The sequence below is a fragment of the Streptomyces xylophagus genome, assembly GCF_000716435.1.
In the GTDB taxonomy this organism is placed as follows: domain Bacteria; phylum Actinomycetota; class Actinomycetes; order Streptomycetales; family Streptomycetaceae; genus Streptomyces; species Streptomyces xylophagus.
On the sequence record NZ_JNWO01000008.1, the window covers coordinates 167,427 to 188,528 of the forward strand.

General features: G+C 70.2%; 22 protein-coding genes. 9 read left to right on the forward strand and 13 right to left on the reverse strand.

The annotated features are described in order from the left end of the window. Positions 1-9 precede the first annotated feature (9 nt). Positions 10-1,605 (forward strand): phospholipase D family protein, encoded by a 1,596-nt coding sequence (locus OO70_RS20780; RefSeq protein WP_043673330.1) that lies wholly within the window; start codon positions 10-12, stop codon positions 1,603-1,605. Positions 1,606-1,617: 12 nt separating this feature from the next. Here the strand turns inward: OO70_RS20780 and OO70_RS55375 are convergent, their stop codons facing one another. Further along, on the reverse strand, positions 1,618-1,788 hold the full coding sequence (locus tag OO70_RS55375) for a hypothetical protein (RefSeq protein ID WP_199827360.1): 171 nt from the start codon (positions 1,786-1,788) through the stop codon (positions 1,618-1,620). 133 nt (positions 1,789-1,921) lie between these two features. On the opposite strand from OO70_RS55375, the gene OO70_RS20785 reads away from it, so the two are divergent. Further along, positions 1,922-2,224 carry a hypothetical protein gene (locus OO70_RS20785; protein ID WP_199827361.1) on the forward strand — a complete coding sequence of 101 codons (303 nt, stop codon included), beginning with the start codon at positions 1,922-1,924 and terminating at the stop codon, positions 2,222-2,224. Between the two features lie 97 nt (positions 2,225-2,321). Here the strand turns inward: OO70_RS20785 and OO70_RS20790 are convergent, their stop codons facing one another. The 4 genes from OO70_RS20790 to OO70_RS20805 form a co-directional block, all read right to left on the reverse strand. Beyond that, positions 2,322-3,038 carry a GAF and ANTAR domain-containing protein gene (locus OO70_RS20790; RefSeq protein WP_043673333.1) on the reverse strand — a complete coding sequence of 239 codons (717 nt, stop codon included), beginning with the start codon at positions 3,036-3,038 and terminating at the stop codon, positions 2,322-2,324. A 79-nt stretch (positions 3,039-3,117) separates the two neighbouring features. Beyond that, complete coding sequence (locus tag OO70_RS20795; protein WP_043673334.1) at positions 3,118-3,879, reverse strand: ANTAR domain-containing protein; 762 nt, start codon at positions 3,877-3,879, stop codon at positions 3,118-3,120. Then, on the reverse strand, positions 3,876-4,535 hold the full coding sequence (locus tag OO70_RS56065) for a hypothetical protein (protein ID WP_234336896.1): 660 nt from the start codon (positions 4,533-4,535) through the stop codon (positions 3,876-3,878). Before OO70_RS56065 ends, OO70_RS20795 begins: the two co-directional genes overlap by 4 nt. Beyond that, positions 4,532-4,963, reverse strand: coding sequence for an STAS domain-containing protein (locus OO70_RS20805; protein ID WP_043673336.1), 432 nt, complete (start codon positions 4,961-4,963; stop codon positions 4,532-4,534). The genes OO70_RS56065 and OO70_RS20805 overlap by 4 nt, the downstream gene beginning before the upstream one ends. Positions 4,964-5,407: 444 nt before the next feature. Between OO70_RS20805 and OO70_RS20810 the strand changes: the two genes are divergently transcribed. After that, on the forward strand, positions 5,408-5,902 hold the full coding sequence (locus tag OO70_RS20810) for an Asp23/Gls24 family envelope stress response protein (protein WP_043673337.1): 495 nt from the start codon (positions 5,408-5,410) through the stop codon (positions 5,900-5,902). A 173-nt stretch (positions 5,903-6,075) separates the two neighbouring features. On the opposite strand, the gene OO70_RS20815 is transcribed toward OO70_RS20810, so the two are convergent. Next, a complete protein-coding gene (locus tag OO70_RS20815; protein ID WP_043673338.1) occupies positions 6,076-6,303 on the reverse strand; it encodes a hypothetical protein in 228 nt (75 codons plus the stop codon). Between the two features lie 258 nt (positions 6,304-6,561). Between OO70_RS20815 and OO70_RS20820 the strand changes: the two genes are divergently transcribed. Continuing rightward, on the forward strand, positions 6,562-6,882 hold the full coding sequence (locus OO70_RS20820; protein WP_158711496.1) for a three-helix bundle dimerization domain-containing protein: 321 nt from the start codon (positions 6,562-6,564) through the stop codon (positions 6,880-6,882). Positions 6,883-6,924: 42 nt separating this feature from the next. Here the strand turns inward: OO70_RS20820 and OO70_RS20825 are convergent, their stop codons facing one another. The 3 genes from OO70_RS20825 to OO70_RS20835 all read right to left on the reverse strand — a co-directional run bounded on the left by OO70_RS20825 (position 6,925) and on the right by OO70_RS20835 (position 9,613). Next, on the reverse strand, positions 6,925-7,938 hold the full coding sequence (locus OO70_RS20825; protein WP_043673345.1) for an NAD(P)/FAD-dependent oxidoreductase: 1,014 nt from the start codon (positions 7,936-7,938) through the stop codon (positions 6,925-6,927). Next, complete coding sequence (locus tag OO70_RS20830) at positions 7,935-8,465, reverse strand: isoprenylcysteine carboxyl methyltransferase family protein (RefSeq protein WP_043673348.1); 531 nt, start codon at positions 8,463-8,465, stop codon at positions 7,935-7,937. The genes OO70_RS20825 and OO70_RS20830 overlap by 4 nt, the downstream gene beginning before the upstream one ends. A gap of 80 nt (positions 8,466-8,545) precedes the next feature. Beyond that, positions 8,546-9,613, reverse strand: coding sequence for a type III polyketide synthase (locus tag OO70_RS20835; RefSeq protein ID WP_043673351.1), 1,068 nt, complete (start codon positions 9,611-9,613; stop codon positions 8,546-8,548). Positions 9,614-9,763: 150 nt separating this feature from the next. Between OO70_RS20835 and OO70_RS20840 the strand changes: the two genes are divergently transcribed. Further along, entirely contained in the window at positions 9,764-10,633 is an 870-nt protein-coding gene (locus tag OO70_RS20840) for a UbiA family prenyltransferase (RefSeq protein ID WP_043674001.1), read from the forward strand. Between the two features lie 211 nt (positions 10,634-10,844). After that, positions 10,845-11,021: a hypothetical protein gene (locus OO70_RS20845; RefSeq protein ID WP_158711497.1), complete on the forward strand. Its 177-nt coding sequence runs from the start codon at positions 10,845-10,847 to the stop codon at positions 11,019-11,021. Between the two features lie 646 nt (positions 11,022-11,667). On the opposite strand, the gene OO70_RS20850 is transcribed toward OO70_RS20845, so the two are convergent. Continuing rightward, a complete protein-coding gene (locus tag OO70_RS20850) occupies positions 11,668-12,258 on the reverse strand; it encodes a TetR/AcrR family transcriptional regulator (protein WP_043673357.1) in 591 nt (196 codons plus the stop codon). Between the two features lie 107 nt (positions 12,259-12,365). Here OO70_RS20850 and OO70_RS20855 point away from each other — a divergent pair, with 107 nt between their 5' ends. Both OO70_RS20855 and OO70_RS20860 read left to right on the forward strand, forming a co-directional pair. After that, a complete protein-coding gene (locus OO70_RS20855; RefSeq protein WP_063749732.1) occupies positions 12,366-13,853 on the forward strand; it encodes an aldehyde dehydrogenase in 1,488 nt (495 codons plus the stop codon). A gap of 220 nt (positions 13,854-14,073) precedes the next feature. Next, complete coding sequence (locus OO70_RS20860) at positions 14,074-15,018, forward strand: ribosome-inactivating family protein (RefSeq protein WP_051741454.1); 945 nt, start codon at positions 14,074-14,076, stop codon at positions 15,016-15,018. 509 nt (positions 15,019-15,527) lie between these two features. On the opposite strand, the gene OO70_RS53830 is transcribed toward OO70_RS20860, so the two are convergent. From OO70_RS53830 to OO70_RS20875, 3 genes are all read right to left on the reverse strand, one after another. Continuing rightward, entirely contained in the window at positions 15,528-16,337 is an 810-nt protein-coding gene (locus OO70_RS53830; protein ID WP_043673363.1) for a glycine-rich domain-containing protein, read from the reverse strand. A 431-nt stretch (positions 16,338-16,768) separates the two neighbouring features. Further along, complete coding sequence (gene rfbB, locus OO70_RS20870) at positions 16,769-17,779, reverse strand: dTDP-glucose 4,6-dehydratase (RefSeq protein ID WP_043673366.1); 1,011 nt, start codon at positions 17,777-17,779, stop codon at positions 16,769-16,771. Then, positions 17,776-18,843, reverse strand: a complete 1,068-nt coding sequence (locus OO70_RS20875; RefSeq protein WP_043673368.1) for a glucose-1-phosphate thymidylyltransferase — start codon at positions 18,841-18,843, stop codon at positions 17,776-17,778. The genes rfbB and OO70_RS20875 overlap by 4 nt, the downstream gene beginning before the upstream one ends. Positions 18,844-19,066: 223 nt before the next feature. Between OO70_RS20875 and OO70_RS20880 the strand changes: the two genes are divergently transcribed. After that, a complete protein-coding gene (locus OO70_RS20880) occupies positions 19,067-21,076 on the forward strand; it encodes a glycosyltransferase family 2 protein (protein ID WP_043673371.1) in 2,010 nt (669 codons plus the stop codon). Positions 21,077-21,102: the final 26 nt, after the last annotated feature.

Consider the following 21,102-nt stretch of genomic DNA (forward strand, 5'->3'; position numbering starts at 1 on the left):
GGAGGGGCCATGGAACTGGCCGACTGGCTGCTCGCGCCCGGCGAGCGGGGTAACCCCGCGACCCGTCTGGAGAGCCGTCGGCCCGGAGGCGCGGCGTGGTCGACGGGGAACCGGGTACGTCCTCTCGTCCACGGTGCGGTGTACTTCGGTGAACTGCTCAAGGCTGTCCGCGCCCAACAGCCGGGCGACTTGCTGCTGTTCACCGACTGGCGCGGCGACCCCGACGAACGGCTCGACGGCCCCGGCAGCGAGATCGGACAGGTCCTGTGTGCGGCGGCCGAGCGCGGTGTCGTCGTCAAGGGGCTGATCTGGCGTTCTCATCTGGACCGCTTCCAGTTCAGCGAACGCGAGAACCGTCACCTCGGTGAGGAGATCAGGGCGGCGGGCGGCGAGTGCCTGCTCGACATGCGGGTGCGCCCCGGCGGCTCGCACCACCAGAAGTCCGTCGTACTGCGCCACCCGGGACGGCCCGAGCGGGACGTCGCCTTCGTCGGCGGCATCGACCTGTGCCACAGCCGCCGCGACGACACCGCACACCGGGGCGACCCGCTCAGCCAGCCGTTCGCCGCCGTCTACGGGGCGCGTCCGCCCTGGCACGACATCCAGCTCGCGATCCACGGTCCCGCCGTCGGCGATGTCGAAGCCAACTTCCGCGAACGCTGGGAGGACCCGGCCCCACTCAGCCGCAGCCCGCTGGTGCGGCTGCGAGAGCTCCGGCGCCATGAGGACACCACCGCGGACCCGCTGCCCGCGCAGCTGGACGACCCCGAGCCCTGCGGAACGCAGACCGTGCAGTTGCTGCGCACCTACCCGGCCCGTATCCACGGCTACGACTTCGCCCCGCACGGCGAGCGCAGCATCGCCCGCGGTTACCAAAAGGTTCTGCGCCGGGCCCGGTCGCTGATCTACCTGGAGGACCAGTACCTGTGGTCCGCGCAGGTCGTCAGGTGCTTCGCCGAGGCGCTGGCCGCCCACCCCGGGTTGCGGCTCGTCGCGGTCATTCCCGCCCAGCCCGACGAGGACGGGCGGGTGGCCCGGGCGATGAACCTCGTCGGGCGGATCAGCGCCCTGAAGCTGCTGCGCCGCGCGGGCGGCGACCGGGTCGCCGTCTACGCGGTGGAGAACCACGCCGGGACTCCCGTGTACGTCCACGCGAAGGTCTGCGTCATCGACGACGTGTGGGCCTCGGTCGGATCGGACAACGTCAACCGCCGCTCCTGGACGCACGATTCCGAGCTGGGCTGCGCCGTTGTGGACGAGGCGATCGACCCCCGGGAGCCACGCGACCCCGGAGGCCTCGGCGACGGCGCCCGCACCTACGCCCGCGACCTGCGCCTCGAACTGGCCCGCGAGCATCTGGACAGCGGTGACCCGCAGGGCCTGTGCGACCCGGTGAAGGCATTCCGCGCCTTCGCGGAGTCGGCCGCCGCGCTGGACGCGTGGTACGACGGCGGATGCCGGGGACCCAGGCCTCCCGGCCGCCTGCGGACCTACCGCACCCCGCGTCTGTCGCCCGTCACAACGGCCCTGGTCACCCCGCTCTACCGACTGCTCGCCGACCCCGACGGCCGCCCGCTGGCCCTGCGCCGCACCCACTCGTACTGAACGGCACCCGCGTCAGTGGACCGGGCGTCGGCGCGAGCGCAGAACCGAGCGCACAAGCAGGTACAACACGGCAACGACGAGGAGCAGCACGCCCGTTGACAGCAGATACAGCATGCCGTCCACGACAGCGCCGATGATGATCAGCGCGACGGCGCTGCAGAGAACAACCAGGAAAGAGACCATGGCCCTACGCCTCCGGGCATCGGGGCGGATGGCGCGATTACCTCAACTTCAAGGTGGACGCAACCTGTGGCGATGGCCTGCCGGGCAGAACGGTTCTACCGTGGGGAGGGGAAGTGGATCCCGGGAGCGCGTCATGATCGTCATCGGACTCGTCATCCTCGTCGCCGCGCTGGTCATCGGCGTCGCCGGCGTCCTTTCCAACAGCGGCGGCGCCCACGGGTTCACCGGCGGATTCTCGGTCTTCGGTGTCGACGTCACCGGCTCCACCGGCACGCTCTTCCTCTACGGCATCATCGTCGGAGCGTCGGCTCTGCTCGGGCTGAGCCTGATCCTGACCGGTACACGCCGCACCACTCGCCATCGCCGGTTGCGCCGCAGGGCCTCTCCCACCGGCGACCTTCCCGCCCCCGACAACCAGGCGCCGCATCGGTCATGACCGGCCGGCTGCGGCACGGACCGTCGGCCGATACGGCGGGCAGCCCGTTGCTTCTTGCCCGGGTCCACTGTGTCCGTTCGCCGCTCCGCCGACGGTGTCAGACCAGCAGTCCGGGGAGGGGTTCGGAGTCGTCGATGAAGGCGCGGGCCACGTCGGACAGGCGCCGGTTGTGGGCGCGGGCGTAGCCGCGCAGGGTGGTGAAGGCCTGTTCCATGTCGATGTTCTGGCGTTCGGCGAGTTTCCCTTTGGCCTGTTCGATCAGTACGCGGCTGTTCAGCGCGGTCTGCAACTGTTCGTTGAGGACGGTGCTGCGGGCGCTGGAGCGTTGTTGGAGCAGGCTGATGGTGGCGACGTCGGCCAGGGCCTGGGCGACGGGCGCGTCGACCGGGTCGAAGGGGCCAGGGGTGGCGTGGAAGAGGTTCAGGGCGCCGACGGTCTCGTCCCGTAGGCGCATCGGCAGTGCCTGGACGGCTCCGAATCCGCTGCGGTGGGCGGCGGTGACGAACCGCGGCCAGCGGTCGATCTCCCGGGTGAGGTCGGGGACGATCACCTGTGCGCCGGTGCGGAAGGCTGCCAGGCAGGGGCCCTCGTCGTTCTGGAGCTGGAAGAGTTCCAGGAGGCGTACCTGTTCGTCGGAGGCGGCCATCACGCGGAGTTCGCCGTCGCGGTCGGCGAGCAGTACCCCGGCGGCGCTCGCGCCGAGCATGCCGACGCAGCGGTCGGTGAGCAGGCGCAGGAAATCGATGAGGTCGAAGTCGGCGACCAGGTTGTCGGCCAGCTCGACGAACGTCTTGGCCAGGAGCTGCTGATTCATCGTGGGCACCCTCGATGGAGACTGGTCCCGCCGGGAGAAGGCGGGAAGTACAGCACGGTTGTCGGATGGCGCCGGTGCATCAGGTCTCCTCGTCGGTCCGGGTGGGTTCCGCGTCCGGGGAGAAGCGGAGACGGTGGGCGACCACGTCGGCGGCGACGTCGGCGAGCCGGCGTCCCTGCGTATAGGCGTAGGCGCGCAGCCGTACGAAGGCTTCGTCGATGCCGACGCCGAGCTGGACGGTGAGGATGCCGGTGGCCTGGTCGATCTCCGCCCGGTAGCCGCCCAGGTCCTCGAAGCCCCGCTCCAGCAGTACTCCGTCGACCGGTGCGCCTGTCTCCTCGATCCGGGCGTCGAGCAGGAGCAGCGTCGCGAGATCGGCGAACGCCATCGCGTCGGCCAGCTCCTCCGTGCCCAGCACGGTGGGGACGTCGGCGTACAGGTCGAGGACTCCTGGGCTGATCGCCCCCATTTGCAGGGGGAGTGCGAAGACGGCGCGTGCTCCGGCTTCCAGGGCCGCGTCGGCGAACACGGCCCAGTGGTCCTGGAGTTGACTGGTGCGCAGGTCGGGTGTGAGGACGGCGGAGCCGTGGGTGAACGCGTCCACGCAGGGCCCCTCGCCCAACGTGAGCTGGAGTTCTTCCAGTTGTTCGCTGATGGTGTCGGTGCTGCAGAGGGGATGGCTTGCCGCGGTGCGGGACATTGCCGATACGCCGGCGCCGCCGACCGGGAGTGCTGCCACGGCCGCGGTGCACACGTCCAGCACGCCGACCCGGGCACCGCGTCGGGCGGCCTGCTCGGCGACCAGTACCTGGATGCGGGCCGAGCGGCTGTCGGACCTCACTCGGGCCACCGGGTCCGGGCATCGTGGGTGAGATCGTCCAGTCTCGCCGCGGTTCGTTCTCCGAGGGGAAGGACCAGCACCCGCAGCAGCGCGGCGCTCATGGGCCGCCAGATCTCTCCTGCGTCCAGCCATCCCCAGGAGCGGAGCGAGGCGAGGGTGGGGTGATCGTCGGGATCCGCCAGGGTGGCGCCGAGGGATGCCTGGTGGTCGCTCAGCAGCCGCTCCTGCAACCGGCGGCCCACACCTTGGTCCTGCGGGCGGATCAAGGTGTCGGTGATGGCGAACACGCCGCCGGACGCGGTGAGTTGCTCGATGCTGTGCGGGAGTGCTCCGTCGAACCCGAGCCACCAGAAGCCGTCGCTGCGCACCGGGAATCCGAAGGCGCATCCGACCAGGTGGTCAGTCTCCGCGATCACCATGGCGAACCCCGGCCTGCGGATGTCGCCGGTGAGACGGTTCAGGAAGTCCTGGCGGCTGCGGCTGCGGTGCGCCTCGGCGGCGGACCTCTCGCGGGAGTCGATGTACAGATCCGCCAGCTCCCCGCCCAGGCCCTGTGCCAGCCAGTGGTTCACGCGGCGCAACCGCACCGCCTCCAGGGTGGACGACTCGCCTGTGCGGGGCTCGTGTTGCTGCTTCTGCTCCGGCTGGGCCGTCATCGCGCATCGCCCGAACCGGCGGCCACCAGTGGCGTACGCCGGGGCGGCGGGGGCGGGGGTTGGACGGCCGGGGCCGGGACATTCCCGGGGGGAGGTGACAACTGTTCGACCGGAGGGCCGAGGAGCAGGGACCCGGAGCCGGTGAGGTCCAGGATCCGCCCCAACGTCGGTGGCGGGTGGTGCAGTTGCAGGATGCCGCCGGCCTCGGTCGTCTTCTGCATGGCGTAGAGGAAGGCGTTGAGGCCGCTGCAGTCGCAGAAGGTCACGGGGGTGAGGTCGACATCGACGATGCGGATGCCGTCGTACAGGCACCGCGCCAGGGCCGCGCGCAGCAGCGGCGCCGATTCCAGGTCGATCTCACCGGACAGGGTGATCAGTGCCCGGTTGCGTCGGTCATGACGGTGGATGGTGAGCCGTGGGAAGGGCATGACGCCTCGGATCAAAAGACCGTCCGGCGGCGGACGCGGGGGCGCCGGGATTCCCGGCCCCTTGGCGCGCTGCCGACGGGGGCGTACGTTCGGCGGAGGCGGAGCAGCGGCCGGCCGGCAGCCTGTGCGACAGGACAGTGGACCCACCCGGTTCCCTCCAGGGATGCGCCGGGTGACGGACGAAGAGTCCGCTCCCCGGAGCTATCTGTGTCGAGCAACGACAAGTCGCCGGGGTCTGGGACGTCCGTACAGCAGCATAGTCCTCGACCCGGCACGGCAGACGGCCCCAGGCCGCCCGGTCTCAGGATGTGGACGGCGTCGAAAGGCCGGTGGCGCGTGCATGTCCGGTGCGCTGCACGGTACTTGGGGGGAGCGGCACGAAGGTGGCGGCCGACAGCCGCCCAGGGACGGCAGCCCGTCGACTGCCCGAGGAGGTGGCTTCGCATGACGGAGCCGAACGGTTCGATCCTGTACAGGTCCGATCCCGACGATCCGGGTACGGGCGCGGGTGCGACGCCGCAGACCGCACAGCCCGGGTCTCAGGAACCGCCGGCCACCCGGGGCCGGACGACCATCGCGGACGGGGTGGTGGAGAAGATCGCCGGGATCGCCGCACGGGAAGTCCCCGGAATCCACGCGCTGGGCGGCGGATTCACCCGCACCATGGGCGCCGTACGCGACCGGGTCCCCGGCGGGCACGCGAGCGCGGGGCGTGGCGTCAAGGTCGAGATCGGCGAGAAGCAGACCGCCATCGACCTCCAGGTCGTCGTCGCCTACGGAGTCGGCATCCGGGAGGTCGCCGCGGAGGTCCGCGAGAACGTGATCGCCGCGGTGGAACGGATGACGGGCCTGGAGGTCGTCGAGGTGAACATCGCCGTCGACGACGTGCACCTGCCGGACGAGGACACGTCGGAGAGCAGCGACGACCGGGTGCTCTAGTCGCGATGGGGCAGCGGCAGGGCCTCTGCCCCATCGCTCCTTGCGGCAGAGGGGCAGCCGCCGACGGCAGGCGGTGTTCGCCTGATCCGGGCTCAACTCGGCCCCGCTGATGGGTAGTTCCGAGGTGGCTCCGCGTTCGGGTCCGTCGGCGGAGGATGGAACACATCGCTCGTTCAGCGTCGACTGGCGCTCCGCCGGCTGGAGTTGCCCCGGTTCGAGTTTCCCCGGCTGGAGCTTCGCCGGGTGGACCAGCCCGACCCCACGCCGGCCGAGTGCGCGGCGAGGAAGGCGAGCCCGAGGAGCATGAGGCTCATCGGGCTGAAGATCACGTCGGTCGACGTCTCGGTGACACGGATGATGAAGGCGATGGCGAAGAACGCGGCGGCCACGAACGCAAGCATCTGTCTACCCCTACCGGTGGACGACGAGCCACACGTGATCCCGGTGGCTGCGCCGCTGTCTGCCGGATTCCCCGGACGGCGCCGATCAGTCGTCTCCCGCAGGCCGACCGATTCGAGATGGCCAGGTGATGAACAGATCCGGTGGTTCGTGCCACGGACGCGATCCGTGCAAGTGTGGGAAGCGGACAGGCCGACATCGAGCACCTGGACACTGATCGGCTGCCGCGGTCGGCCGTCTGCGACAGTGAGGAGCGCCCCATGGGCGCGAACACGGCCGAAGCCGCGGTACCTGACGCCATTCAGGAACTGACGAACCGACTGACGACCTCCTACGCCGACCTGCTGACGGCTGCGATCGTGCGGGACGTGGTGCAGGACTCCTACCGGCCGCTCAGCAACGCTCGTATCCCCACCTACGTGCCGATCCTCGTCGAGCACAGCTGCCGCACCAAGCTACGGCAGCTCACCCGGCGCTCCGATCCCACGGTTCTCGTCCGTGAGCATTCGGTCGGGGCACGCGGCCACTCGATCACGAGGGCCTGTCGAAGGGTGCGGGTTGTCCTGACCCGCTCGGCATAGGCGCGGTGCCCACGGCTTTCGGCACGTGGAAGGCACGGTCCGCTACTGCAGCGCGTGGACCGCGGCGGAGAACAGCGGGGGCATGCGGGATGCCGCGGGGACGATGAGGCGGGCGGTGCCGGGACGGTGGCTCGCGGTGAGCAGGGCCCCGGTCAGTAGTCGGTGGCGTCGGGTCAGCCGGGCCCAGGCGCGTTCGTAGTCGTCGGGGCGGTCTGCGGCCAGGCAGCGGACGGCTGCCCCGGCCGTTGCCAGGGCGAGGGCGATGCCCTCGCCGGTGAGGGCGTCCAGGTAGCCCGCCGCGTCGCCGACGAGCAGAACACGGCCGGCGGTTTTGCGCCGCACCCGCTGCCGCAGGGGTCCGGCGCCGCGTACCTCTGTCGCGGTCGGGCCGTGCAGGGATGCGGTGAGGGCCGGGAAGTCGGCCAGGTGTTCGTCGTAGCCGCGGCGGTTACGACTGAGGACCGCGACGCCCACCAGGTCGTCGTCGACCGGTGTCACATAGGCCTCGCCGTGCCGGGACCAGTGGACCTCGACGAAGTCCGTCCACGGTTTGACGCGGTAGTGGCGGCGCAGTCCGTAGCGGCCGTGGGGGCGGCCCGGCAACTCCAGTCCCAGGCTGCGGCGCAGGGGGGAGTGCAGGCCGTCCGCGGCGATCAGCCAACGGGCAGTGGTTCCGGCGGCGGTGACTGTGTCCGCGTTCTGGCGCACCTCGCCGACCTTGCCCGGCAGCATGCGCACGCCGAGGTCGAGCGCGCGCCGGTGCAGGGCGGAGTGCAGTGTCGTACGGCGGATTCCCAGCCCGTTGCCGTCGCGGAAGGACGCTTCGGCGCGGGTGGTGCCGTCCAGGTAGCGGATGCCGCGCAGTTCGCGGCCACCGACCTCGACGCCCAGTGCGCGCAGCGCGGCGACACCGCCGGGCATGACTCCTTCTCCACAGGCCTTGTCCACGGGCGTGGTCCGGGGTTCGACGACGACGGCCTCCAGGCCGGCGAGTGCGGCGTGGATGGCGGCGGCCAGTCCGGCGGGTCCGCCGCCGGCCACCAGGACGTCGATCACGCCGGTGCGGTGACGGTCGCGGTGGCCAGGGCCTGGTTCTCGCAGCGGATGCGGACGGTGAGCAGGGCGGCGTTGAGTACCGTGAACGCGGCCGCGGTGACCCAGGCGGTGTGGACGAGCGGCAGGGCCACGCCCTCGGCGACGACCGCCACGTAGTTCGGATGCCGCAGCCACCGCCACCGGTAGGGGCCGCTCGTCACCAGCGGCAGGCCGGGCACGACGATCACCCGGGTGTTCCAGCGGGGACCCAGGGTGCGGATGCACCACCACCGCAGTGCCTGGGCGCCCACCAGCACGGCCAGCATCGGCCAGGCCAGGGCGGGTACGAAGGGCCGGTCGCCCAGCCAGACCTCGGCCGGGCAGGCGGCCAGCAGGCCGGTGTGGAGGGCGACCATCGCGGGGTAGTGGCCCTGCCCGGCGACGGTCGCGCCGCGGGCGGTGCTCCAGCGTTCGTTGCGGCGGGCGACGACGAGTTCGGCGACGCGCTCGACGGCGACAGCGGCCACCAGCAGTCCGTACCAGATCATGTGTCCTTGAGTCCTTCATGCAATTCATGCAATTCATGCAATTCGCGTATTTGAGTCCTTCGTGTCTTCGAAGGTCCGAACTACCAGCGCAGCAACACGAGTTCGCAGGCGAAGCCGGGTCCCATGGCCAGCAGTACGCCCGGGGTGCCCGGCGGCGGGCGGTGTTCGGCGAGGGTGTCGCGCAGTACGTGGAGTACCGACGACGAGGACAGGTTGCCGACGTCGGCCAGGTGACGCCAGGTCACATCGAGGGCGTCGTCGGGCAGGTCGAGGGCCTCGGTGACGGCATCGAGGACCTTGGGGCCGCCGGGGTGGCACACCCAGGCGGTCACGTCCTTCGGCTTGATCCCGTGGTCGCCGAGGAACCCCTCGACGTCCTCGGCGAGGTAGCGGCGTACGACGTCGGGGACCCGCGGGTCGAGGACGATCCGGAAGCCGGTGTCCTTGATGTCCCAGCCCATGACGCGCCCGGTGTCCGGGTACAGGTGGCTGCGGGTGTCCACGATCGTCGGGCCGGCGGTCTCGTCCGGGCGGCGCGGACGGTTCGCGCCGCAGGCGACGACCGCGGCGGCGCCGTCGCCGAACAGTCCGGTGGCGACCAGGTTGGCCAGGGAGGCGTCGTCGCGCTGGAAGGTGAGCGAGCACAGTTCGACCGACAGCAGCACCGCCACGTCGTCGGGCCGGCCCAGCAGGTAGTCGTGCATACGGGCCAGCCCTGCGGCACCACCTGCACAGCCCAGGCCGAACAGAGGGAGCCGTGTGACGTCCGGCCGCAGTCCGAGGCGGCCGACCAGCCGTGCGTCGATGGAGGGGATGGCGACACCGGTGACGGAGGTGAAGACCAGCAGGTCCACGTCGGCCGGGGACAGACCGGCCAGGTGCAGTGCGTCCCGGACGGCCTTGGCGCCGAGGTCGGTGGCGGCGGCGATGTAGACGTCGTTGGCGGCGCCGAATCCGTCGAGTTCTCCGTACCGTTCGAGTGGCAGCGTCATATGGCGCGAGTGGACCTGCGCGCTGCGGTGCAGCCGGTCCAGGACCCGGCGGTCGGTGCCCTCCGGCAGGCAGGTGCGGGCCACCATGTCGGTGATCTCGGACTGGGTGCGACGGTGCGGTGCGAGAGCACCTCGAACGGCGGCGATCCGCGTCATGTGGTTCCCGTCCGGTTGGCGACTGGAGTGAGTCGCTCCCCACGTGTTCCCCGGACCGGTACTTCGACACCATGCATCGCCCGTACGGCCGTCCGCCCAGGACAGCGCGTGCTGCGGCCGGGTCTGGCCCGGGCGCCTACGATCGGCCGGGTGGGCACTCCCGAGCACGCGACGACCGGCGGCCCCGGGGCGAGTTGGGCCGGCCGGATGGTCGGCCTGGCCGGGTCGTGCCACCCCGGGCCGGTCGTGGCGGTCACCGCCCTGATGGCCGCGCTCGCCGTCACCGCGGGCCAGGGCGCCGCGCGTTGTGTCCTGACCGCCGCGGCCGTACTGACCGGGCAGTTGTCCGTCGGCTGGTGCAACGACGCGTTCGACGCGCGCCGGGACATCGCCGCCGGCCGCCGCGGCAAACCCGTGGTCGACGGCACGGTCGGTGTGACGGAGGTGTGGGTGGCCGCGTATGCCGCGCTGGCGCTGTGCGTGCCGCTGTCGTTCGCATGTGGTCTGTGGGCGGGCGCCGTTCACCTGGCCGGGGTGGCGGCGGCGTGGGCGTACGACCTGCGGCTCAAGGCGACGGCATGGTCCTGGGCACCGTACGCGGTGGGCTTCGCCGCGCTCCCCGCGTTCGTGGCACTGGGTCTGCCCGGGCAGCCGTGGCCTGCCTGGTGGGTCGTCACCGCCGGGGCGCTGCTGGGGGTAGGCGCGCATCTGGGCGATGTGCTGCCGGACATCCGCGGAGATCTGGCGACGGGCGTACGGGGCTGGCCGCACCGGCTGGGCCCGGACGGCGCGCGGCTGCTGCTGCCGGTGCCGCTGGTGGCCGCGTCCGCGGTACTGGCGCTGGGGCCCGCCGGGCCGCCCGGCAGGTGGGGAGTGGCGGCGCTCTTGGTGGCCGGACTGGTCGCGGTGGCGGGGACGGTGCTGGGCCGCCGCCGGGAGCGGGCAGCGTTCGCGGCAGCGGTCGCCGTGGCGGTGGTGGACCTGGCGTTGCTGCTGGTGCGCGGCACCGGGATCGCCTGACCGCGTCCTCTCGCACCGCAGGCGGTAGGGGAGTTCCTGCTGCGCATCGTGATCGCAACCCAGTGGCGCAGCTGGCGTGATCTGCATCTGCATGCGCGGGGCGTGTCTTCGCCGACTGTCGTCGAGCAGCACTCCGTCGGGTCGAACAGGAGGACACTGGGCCGGGCAGTGCGAGGAAGGCGGTCTGATGGCGGCCGATTACGCAGGGGACATGCCGTTTGACGAGGTCCAGCGTCGGGCCGTTGAGGAGATCGTGGAGGCGGTCCGCAGCAGGAAGCACCGGCGTGCCGGTGTCCTGCTGGAGCAGTTCGTGGTGAGTGCCAATCTCACCGCGCTCGGTGCGTTGCGGACAGCGTTGCGGGAACTCGACCCGAGCCCGAAGCCGTGAAGGACGCGGGCAGACTGCTGCCGGGATCACCGGCGACATGCCCGGGCCAGGGGTCCTGGTGCGGAAGTCGTCAACGGTCGCCGCCGGATGCGGGCGGGCATCGGCGGCGGCCGCACGGTGCGAGGACGGCGCCCCCTCCCGTCGCCGCCCTCGCACTGACGATCCTCACCGCCCGCCCGGGGTACGCGGGATTCATCCCGGGCTCGAAGAGGGCTGGGGAGGACGAGGTGGCTGGAGCCGCGTTGTCGGTGATGCTGCTCCAGCCGCTCACAGTGGTCGGAATGTCACTGCGGCCCGGGGACTGGAGGCCAACACACGCGGGCTGGTAGCCCGTCGCCGACCGCGGTCGACAGAGGGGCCAGGGCCCTGCTCGTAGCGTAGACCGGGCCTGGGCGGACCGACACCATGCGATTCGGACGAATGCGGCCGGGTAGCCCGGGGGCAGTGCGGCAGGCTGTAGCGGGCCGAGGGCGGGCCACGCGCCGGCGGTCAGGTCGCCCTCGGGCGCGATTGCGGCCGTCTGCTTGAGGCAGCCCGTGCAGCAGTCGCCGCCGCTCCAATCGGGACGGGAACAGGGACGGGGGCCGGGGACGGTGACGGTGACGGTCTGGTCGAACACTGGCCACCTGCTGAGCCGGCCGTGTTCTTACGGTGTGGTGGCCGCGGCTGTCGGGGTGGGTGCGCAGAGGCGGCGGGCGGCTTCGACGACGATGGTCCGGTGTTCGGCGAGCCGTTCGGGTCGGTAGGGGTCGGTGCCGTCGGCGGCTGTGAGGAGGTCCCGTGGCGCGAGCACCCAGCTCTGCGTGAGTCCGGTGATGAGGACGAGCAGGTCGGTCGACGGCAACTGCCCGGCGGTCGAGTCCGCGGTCATCCGGGCCATCTTGTCGCTGTACACGTCCGCCGCGTCGGGGCCCAGCTCGGGCCGTTCCAGCTGGCGCCACAGGTGCATGCGCAGCGCGGCGGGGTGCCGGGTCAGGTAGTCGAACATGCGGCCCGCGTAGCCCGGCAGGTCGTCCTCGGTGAGCGGTACCGCGTCGTTCAGTTCGCTGATGACCTTGTGCAGGGCGGCGGCGAACAGGAGTTCCTTGTTCGTGTAGTAGACGTAGATGGACCGCTTGTTGGCGCCCGAGACCTCGGCGATGCGGTCGATGCGGGCACCGGCGAAGCCGGAGGCGCTGAACTCCTCGATCGCCGCCGCGAGGATCTTTGCGCGGGTTGCCGCGGAGTCGTAGGCCATGGGGTCAGCCTAAGGTAACCAACCAGTTATTGACAAACCTCGGATCCCGCGTGCTAGATGGTAACTATCCAGTTATTTTCATTACTGGCCGTAGCGGAAGGCATGTCATGAGTACTCCCTCACCCACCTCGCCCGTGTTCGAGCGGGACCTGTTCATCAACAACACGTGGCGTCCCGGCTCCACCGGTGAGCGCATCGCGGTCGTCGACCCGGCGACCGAGAAGGAGATCGGCTCGGCCGCCGCGGCAAGCTCCGAGGACATCGACGCGGCCGTCGCCGCGGCCCGTGCCGCGTTCGACTCCGGCCCGTGGCCCCGACTGACGTTGCGCGAGCGCGCCGAGATTCTGACGAGGTTCGCCGAGGAACTGGAGAAGGACGCCGACCCTGTCACCGAGGTGCTGGTCGCCGAGACCGGTCTGACGGTCGGGCAGAGCCGCGGCGGGGCTCTGACCATGCCCGGCCTGCTGCGCTATTACGCCTCCCTGGCGGACGTGACGGAGCTGACCGAACTGCGTACCGGTCTGTCGGGGGTCAGTGCCCGTATCGAGAAGCGGCCGGTGGGCGTCGTAGCGGCGATCGTTCCGTGGAACGCCCCGCTCGCGCTCGCCGCGTTCAAGCTTCCGCAGGCCCTGCTGGCCGGCTGCACCGTCATCATGAAGCCGTCCGAGGACACGCCCTTGAGCGCGGGTTACTTCGCCGACGCCGCGCTGCGGGCGGGGCTGCCCGCCGGTGTGCTGAACATCGTCAACGCCCTGCCCGCGGGCGGCGACCACCTCGTGCGCCACCCGGGCGTCGACAAGATCACCTTCACCGGCAGCACCGTGGTCGGGCGTCGCATCGCCGCCGCTGCCGCCGACACCCTCAAGCAGCTCACCCTCGAACTCGGCGGGAAATCACCGGCACTTGTGCTCGACGACGCCGACCTCGACCGCATCGTCGAGACCCTGGTGCCGGGCGTCACCGGGAACAACGGCGAGAGCTGCACCAACCCCAGCAGGCTCATCGTGCCCGAGCACCGTCACGACGAGATCGTCGCCGCCCTTGCCGAGGCGTTCGCCGAGCTGACCGTGGGTGATCCCCGTGACCCGGCCACCGACGTGGGCGCGATGGTCACCCGCAAGCACTACGAGCGGGTCCTGGACTACCTCGCCTCCGCGGAGAAGGAAGGTGGCACCTTCGCGGTCGGCGGAGGCCGGGCCCCGGGCCACGACGTCGGCTACTACGTCGCCCCCACGATCATCACCGGCGTATCCCCGGACGCACGGGTCGCACAGGAGGAGATCTTCGGACCTGTGCTGACCGTCCTGACCTACCGCGACGAGGAGGAAGCCATCCGCATAGCCAACGATACCGAGTTCGGCCTGTCCGGCGCCGTCTACAGCACCGACACCGAGCACGCCCTGCGCGTGGCCCAGCGGATCAACTCCGGCACCGTGAACCTGAACAACGGCATCGGCGTCGACATCGGCGTACCGTTCGGCGGCGTCAAGCAGTCCGGCTACGGCCGCGAACTCGGCCCCGAGGGCCTGGACGCCTTCTTCAACACCCACGTCATCTTCATCGACGGCGAACCCCTCCGCGTGATCAACGGATAGCGGCGGCACGACCCGGTCCGGTCGGGTCCGGTCCGTTACGGCGGACCGGACCAGGTGACCGCTGTGGAACCGAGGAGATGCGGCCCAGCTTGTGGTCGTGGGATTGATTTTCCCTGGTGGGAGGGGGTGTGAATCAACTCCGCCGGTGTGAGTCTCCGTGGGGCCGGGCCGGATTTCCGGCTCTGTGTTCTCCCCGTCCTCCTACCGATCGGATCAACTCATGCGTGCCAGCGTCGTCCGACGTGTCGGCCTCTCGGCGGTCCTTCCGTGCGTCCTCGCGGGAGCGGTCGTGGTATCCGGCATGTCCTCCCCGGGCCCGGCCGGCGCCGCCACCGGGCCCCACAGTGTGAAGATCGACGCGCAGGAGGTGGCGCAGACCACCTTCCCGCAGGTTCACTGGGACATCGACGACGGCGCCGACGGCTACCGCACCATGCTCAGTGGCCTGGACGCGCTGGCCCGCAGCACGGCCAACGCGCGCCTGACCGGCCCGGTGGTCAACACGCGGGGCAACCGGGTCACCGTCACCGTCCTGGACAACACGAGGACGAACACCTTCGCCGACGTCGTCATCAGCTCCCCGGGACACGCCGCGCCCACCGTGCACGCCGTGGTGCGCCTCAGTGACCTGTACGTGGTGCGGGTCTACACGGTGGGCACGTCCCACAACCGCGTCCTCAACCTCATCCGGGGCCTCCCCAACGAGTCGAGCACCGACGACAACTTCTTCGTCGGCCGGGAGGGCTACGACGCCCTCTCCCGGGTCGCCAACCAGGCCCTGACCGGTGTCACCATCGGCCCCGGCCCCCTCTCGCAGGCCCTGTTCGACCTGGCCAACGCCGGCTCGACCCGGCTCAACCAGGCCCGCGGTCTGCTCAGCCTCATCTTCGGCATCTCGGAGGCGGCCCGTTTCCGTACCCTGGCCGACCGCGTCGCGCCCTCCTTCGACAGCGGGAACTCGGTCACCTACAGCTCCCAGCAGATCTCCCTGATCCGGAACTGGGCCAACGTCAGCCACGTCTACGTCGGCCACGTCAACGGCACGGACAACGGCGCCAGCACGAGCGTCGCCGGGGCCGGCATTTCCGACGCCCGCCAGGCAGCCGCCCTGCTGGCCATCGCCCTCAACGACGGCCCCAACCCCAACCCCAAGGACGAACTCTGACAGACCTCATACGGCGTGTGCGTCATTCACGCGAAGGGGCACCTTCGGTGGAGACACTGCGGCCAGCACGGTGATCGGGTTGCCCATAACGGCGGCCATGGGAACTGCTCCTTAAGGGAGTTGGGTCAGTGGCTGCGGGAGAACGAGATGCGCGGGTCGACCGGCCGAACCGCCGCAGTGCCTCGCCGCGGTCGGTGGTGATGGGCAGCGTGTAGATGTCCAGGGTTGGGTGATGCCGCCAGCGGTGTTCTTCCAGGATGAGTGGGTCGCCGAGCGCGGAGGAGTGGTCCCTGGTGGTCGCGACGATGCCGAGCCGCGGATGTTCGGCGAACGCGACGGCGGGCTCTGTGCGCGGGGCCGGTCTCGGGCGGGAGTCGTACCGGAGGCCAGTGAAGGACTGGCGCCAGGGCTGAACAGCGGCGAGGGCCGCGCGGTGGATGCCGCGCGGCCCTCTTTGTCTGTCGGCGGCCTCACGGGGTCGACCGCTTGGACCCGCGCTCGCAGGAGTGTCAGCCGAGCGGTGCCAGGACGACACAGCCGTCGGTGCCGTTGGCGCCGGTGCTTCCGGAGCTGGCGTCAGGGCCTCCGCCCGCGCCGCCGTCGCCGCCGGTTCCGGCATTGCCGCAGGAACCGGGGACCGCGCTCGGCACGCCCCCAGCGCCGGGGGTGCCGCCGGCCTGTGCGTTCCCGTCGCCTCCGCTGGTTCCTGCGGTGCCGGCTGCCGAGTTGACAAGCGTGGCACCCGTATAGCTGCATGTGCCGGCGGGAGGTGCCGAGTTGGTCAGCCCACCGGTCGCCGCCCCGGTACGGGCGTGGGTACCACCCCCGCCCGGTCCCCCCTGGTATGCCGTCACCGTGCCTGAAACACCGGGTTTGGAGATCTCGGTAAAGCCGCTCTGCCCGCCACCGTTGCCCGTAGCGTTGCCTGTGATGTTGGTGCCGCCGATGCCGCCCTTGGTGACGGTGATGTTCAGGGTGCTCCCCGGGGTGGCCGGGAGCACGCAGGTGACCTGTGAGCCGCTGCTGGAGCCGCCGCCTCCGCCGCCACCGCTGGTCGGGAAGGGGGCAGGGTCGGTCTGGACGTATCCGTCCCCTCCGTTGCCGCCTCCGCTGCCCGGACCGATGGCGAAGACCGTCACGTAGGTGACTCCGTTGGGGACTGTCCAGGCGTAGGTGCCGGCGGTGGCGAAGGTGGTCACGGTGAGCGGGGTGGTGTCCGCGTGTGCGGTTCCGGCTGAGCTGAGTGCCCCGACGAGGGCGAGCGCGGGTACGACCCGTGAGAGCAGGGTGCGGGTCGTTCGGGGGAGCCTGTTCGGCATGTCGGCGTTCTCCAAAGCCGCTGGAATGGGGCACAAGTAGTTATATGGCGCGCATTGCGAGGAGAACGTGATCTTTGCTGCATTCGCCGCTGACGCGTCGGCGACGGCCGAGCCTCCTTCACCCTGCTCAGGGCGCCATGACGCCCGGCGTGGCAGATTCCAGGCGCAACAATCCTCATCAACGCCAGGGTTCGGCACACCGCTCAAGACCCCCCGCACCTACGACAGCGCCGACCATGGAGCCACCGAGACCCACCGGGGTCAGACCTCGGACAACGGAGTAAGCCCGAGCTGCGGTGACTACAGCACTGCCACCTACCTCGACGCCAACGATCGCCGGGTCGACACGGCGAAGCCCGGCGGGCGCGCTACCGCCGGCTGATCAGAACCGTCTCGGTGGAGCGGGCCGCTCAGGCATGTGCGGTTGTCGGTCACAGCGCGGCCCGCTCCTTCAGCGGTTCCCACCAGGCGCGGTTGTCGCGGTACCACTGCACTGTCTCCGCGAGGCCTTCCTCGAAGGTCTTGCGGGGCTCGTAGCCGAGCTCCTCGCGGATCTTCGTGCAGTCCACCGAGTAGCGGCGGTCGTGGCCCTTGCGGTCGGTGACGTACTCGACGCTGGTCTCCCAGTCGGTGCCGCAGGCCTCGAGCAGCAGGCCGGTGAGCTCCTTGTTGCTGAGCTCCGTGCCGCCGCCGATGTTGTAGACCTCGCCGGCCCGGCCCTTGGTGCGCACGAGTTCGATGCCCTGGACGTGGTCGTCGATGTGCAGCCAGTCGCGGACGTTGCCGCCGTCGCCGTACAGCGGGACCTTCTTGCCGTCGAGGAGGTTGGTCACGAACAGCGGGATGACCTTCTCGGGGAAGTGGTGGTGCCCGTAGTTGTTGGAGCAGCGGGTGACGCGGACGTCCAGGCCGTGGGTGCGGTGGTACGACAGCGCGATCAGGTCGCTGGACGCCTTCGCCGAGGAGTACGGCGAGTTCGGCTGCAGCGGGTGCGTCTCGGGCCAGGAGCCCTCGTCGATGGAGCCGTAGACCTCGTCGGTGGAGATGTGCACGAAGGTCTTGATGCCCGCGTGGTGAGCGGCGTCGATCAGGGTGTGGGTGCCGACCACGTTGGTGCGCACGAACTCCGCGCCGCCGTCGATGGAGCGGTCCACATGCGACTCGGCGGCGAAGTGCACCACCTGGTCGTGCTCGGCCAGCAGTTTGCCGACCAGCTCGGGGTCGCAGATGTCACCCTGCACGAAGGTGAAGGCGGGGTGCTCGCGTACCTCGTCGAGGTTGGCCGGGTTGCCCGCGTACGTCAGCTTGTCCAGGACGGTGATCGTGATGTCACCGGGGCCCTCGGGGCCGAGCAGCGTACGGACGTAGTGCGAGCCGATGAAGCCGGCGCCGCCGGTCACCAGGATCCGGGTGGAGGGGGCCGGAGCCGAAGGGGAGGTCATGAAGAGATCTGTACCTTGCTGTGGTCGCCGAGAACGAGACGGTGGGCCGCGGGGTTGCGGGGCGCGGGAGTGACCTGGACGTTGCGGCCGATGAGGGACACCTCGACCCGTCGTACGCCGGTGATGGAGGAGTCGCGCAGGACGATGGAGTACTCGACCTCGCTGTCGTCGATCCGGCAGCCCTCGGAGACCGAGGTGAACGGGCCGATGTACGAGTCGCTGATCACCGCACCGGGGCCGATGACGGCCGGGCCGACGATGCGCGACCCTCGGACCTCGGCGCCGGCGTCGATGCGTACCCGGCCGATGATCTCGCTGGACTCGTCGACGGTGCCCTCGATGCGGGGCTCGACCGTCTCCAGGACGGAGCGGTTGACCTCCAGCATGTCGGCGACGTTCCCGGTGTCCTTCCAGTAGCCGGAGATGGTCGTCGAGCGCACGTCCTTGCGCTGGTCGATCAGCCACTGGATGGCGTGGGTGATCTCCAGCTCGCCGCGCCAGGAGGGCTCGATGGAGCGGACGGCCTCGTGGATCGCCGGAGTGAAGAGGTACACGCCCACCAGGGCGAGATCGCTCTTGGGCTCCTTCGGCTTCTCCTCCAGGCCCTTGACGCGGCCGTTCTCGTCGAGCTCGGCGACACCGAACGACGTCGGGTTGGGCACCTTGGTCAACAGGATCTGCGCGTCGGGGTGCTCGGTGCGGAACTCGTCGACGAGGCCGGTGATGCCGCCCACGATGAAGTTGTCGCCGAGGTACATGACGAAGTCGTCGTCGCCGAGGAACTCGCTCGCGATGAGCACCGCGTGCGCCAGGCCGAGCGGCTTGTCCTGCGGGATGTACGTGACGTCGATCCCGAGCTTCGAGCCGTCGCCGACCGCTTCCCGGATCTCCTCGGCGGTGTCGCCGACGATGATCCCGACATCCGTGATCCCGGCATCGGCGATGGCCTCGAGACCGTAGAAGAGCACGGGTTTGTTGGCGACGGGCACCAGCTGCTTGGCCGATGTGTGGGTTATGGGGCGCAGGCGTGTGCCCGAGCCACCGGAGAGAACGAGAGCCTTCATGCGCGGCATCCTAACCGGGGCCATGTCAAGCGACACTCCGGCAGGTCCACCACAGTTCGCGAAACCGTTCCATGGGCTTTGTGATTCGTTTGTATCCTGGTCCGTCACTTGCTGTGACTGAGGCGGGTCGGCCACCCGCTAGCCTTAATCGAACGTCTACCGAGCGGCGACACGCGCCGGGTCCTGACGAATGACTCCCAGCAGCTGAGGCGGAAGAAGACACATGCCCATCAAGGTGAGCGTGGTGATCCCGGTCTACAACCCGGGCAAGTACATCGAGGACTGCATCGCCTCTCTTCTGCGTCAGAGCCTGCCGGACGACGAGTACGAAGCGATCTTCGTGAACGACGGTTCCACCGACGGGACTCCCGCGCGCCTGGACCGGCTCGCCGCCGAGCACGCGCACATGCACGTCATCCACCAGGAGGCGTCCGGCTGGTCCGGCAAGCCCCGCAACGCGGGCATCGCGGCCGCCAAGGGTGAGTTCATCCAGTTCGTGGACAACGACGACTGGCTGGGCGACGAAGCTCTCGAGCGCATGTACAACTACGGCGTGGAGAACAAGGCCGACGTCATCGTGGGCAAGATGGTCGGCAAGGGCCGCGGCGTTCCCCGGGAGCTGTTCCGCAAGAACCGCCCGCACGCCACTGTCGACAACGCCCCGCTGATCGACAGCCTCACCCCCCACAAGATGTTCCGCAAGGAGTTCCTCGACCGGCACAACCTCCGTTACATGGAGGGGCGTCGACGTCTTGAGGACCACGTCTTCGTCACCGAGGCGTACCTGCGGGCCGAGAACGTCGCGGTGCTCAGCGACTACCTGTGCTACTACCACATCAAGCGTGAGGACGCGGCCAACGCGGGCTTCCAGCGCTTCGACCCGGTCGGCTACTTCAAGAACCTGCGTGAGGCCCTGGACGTCGTCGAGGAACTCACCGAGCCCGGCCCGCTGCGGGACAAGCTCTTCCGCCGCTGGCTGCGCAACGAGATGGTCGAGCGCATGCGCGGACAGCGCCTGCTGAAGCTGCCGGAGGACTACCGACAGGAGCTGTTCGACGAGATCCACAAGGTGGTCGTCGAGCGCTTCGGACCTGGTGTCGCGGCCGGCCTGCAGCCCACGCAGCAGATCGTCGCGGGACTGATCGCGGCCGACCGGCTGGCCGACGTCGAGGAGTTCGCCCGGTGGGAGTCGGGGATCAAGCCCTCCGGTGTTCTCGAGCGGCTCGGCTGGGAGGACGGCAGGCTGACGCTCGGCTTCACCGCCGAGTACAAGTCGGGCGGCGCGCCCGTCACCTTCCGTGCCGACGGCGCGAAGGACCTGCTCGTTCCGCCGTTGCCGCAGACCAGCCTGGACGCCATCGCCCTGCTCGGTGCGAACACCGCTGCTCCGCTGGCCAAGTCGAAGGTGGACCTCGTCCTGCGCGAGCGTTCGACGGCTGCGGAGTTCTTCCAGCCTGTCGATCTCACCCGCGAGAAGGTCGCCGTGGAGGGGCAGGAGGGATACTTCCGGCAGGTGCTGCGTGCCATCTCGCGGGTGGACCCGTTGTCGGCGGCGAACGGCGCAGAACTGGACGCCGGTATCTGGGACGTCGTCATCCGCATCAGCTCGTGCGGGTGGTCCAAGGAGACCCGCCTCGGCTCCGTCCGCAGTGAGGAAGCCGGGCGCGGGCGCGGCGGTGCCGTTGTCGGCTCCCCGGCCCACCTGGTCCTGCCGTACTGGACCGACCCGCAGGGCAACCTCTCGCTCGACGTCGACCAGAAGACCAACCGGCTCGCCTACGAGTTCGCCCATCTCGCCTCCGCCGACGTCACCGTGACGACGGACCCCGGCCGCCTCGTCGTCGTCCTGCCGTTCCACGTCCAGGCCGAGAGTCAGGCAACCCTGACGCTGACGAACGTCGCGAGCGGTCGTACGGTCGCCCTCCCCGCCACGCTGACCGCCCGCGTGACCGGCGACGCCGACCTGGGTGCCGACCTCCCGCTCGACGAGTTGGCGGACGGCGAGTGGCGACTGGAGCTCACTCCGCCCTCGACCGGAGCCGGCAGTCCGGTGGGCCTCCCGCTGGCCCTCGAGGTCTCCGCGAGCGGAGGCGTCGTCGTCAAACGTCTCGCCGCTGTCGCGGCCGACCTGGCGGCGAAGGACCCCGGACGGCGCAGGCCCGCCCCTCGCCCCGGGGCGACGACAATCCTGCGCCGCGCCGCGGGCAAGCTCCGTCGGGCGCTGAAGAAGTGACCGAACCTCGTTCCTGGTCGGCGCGA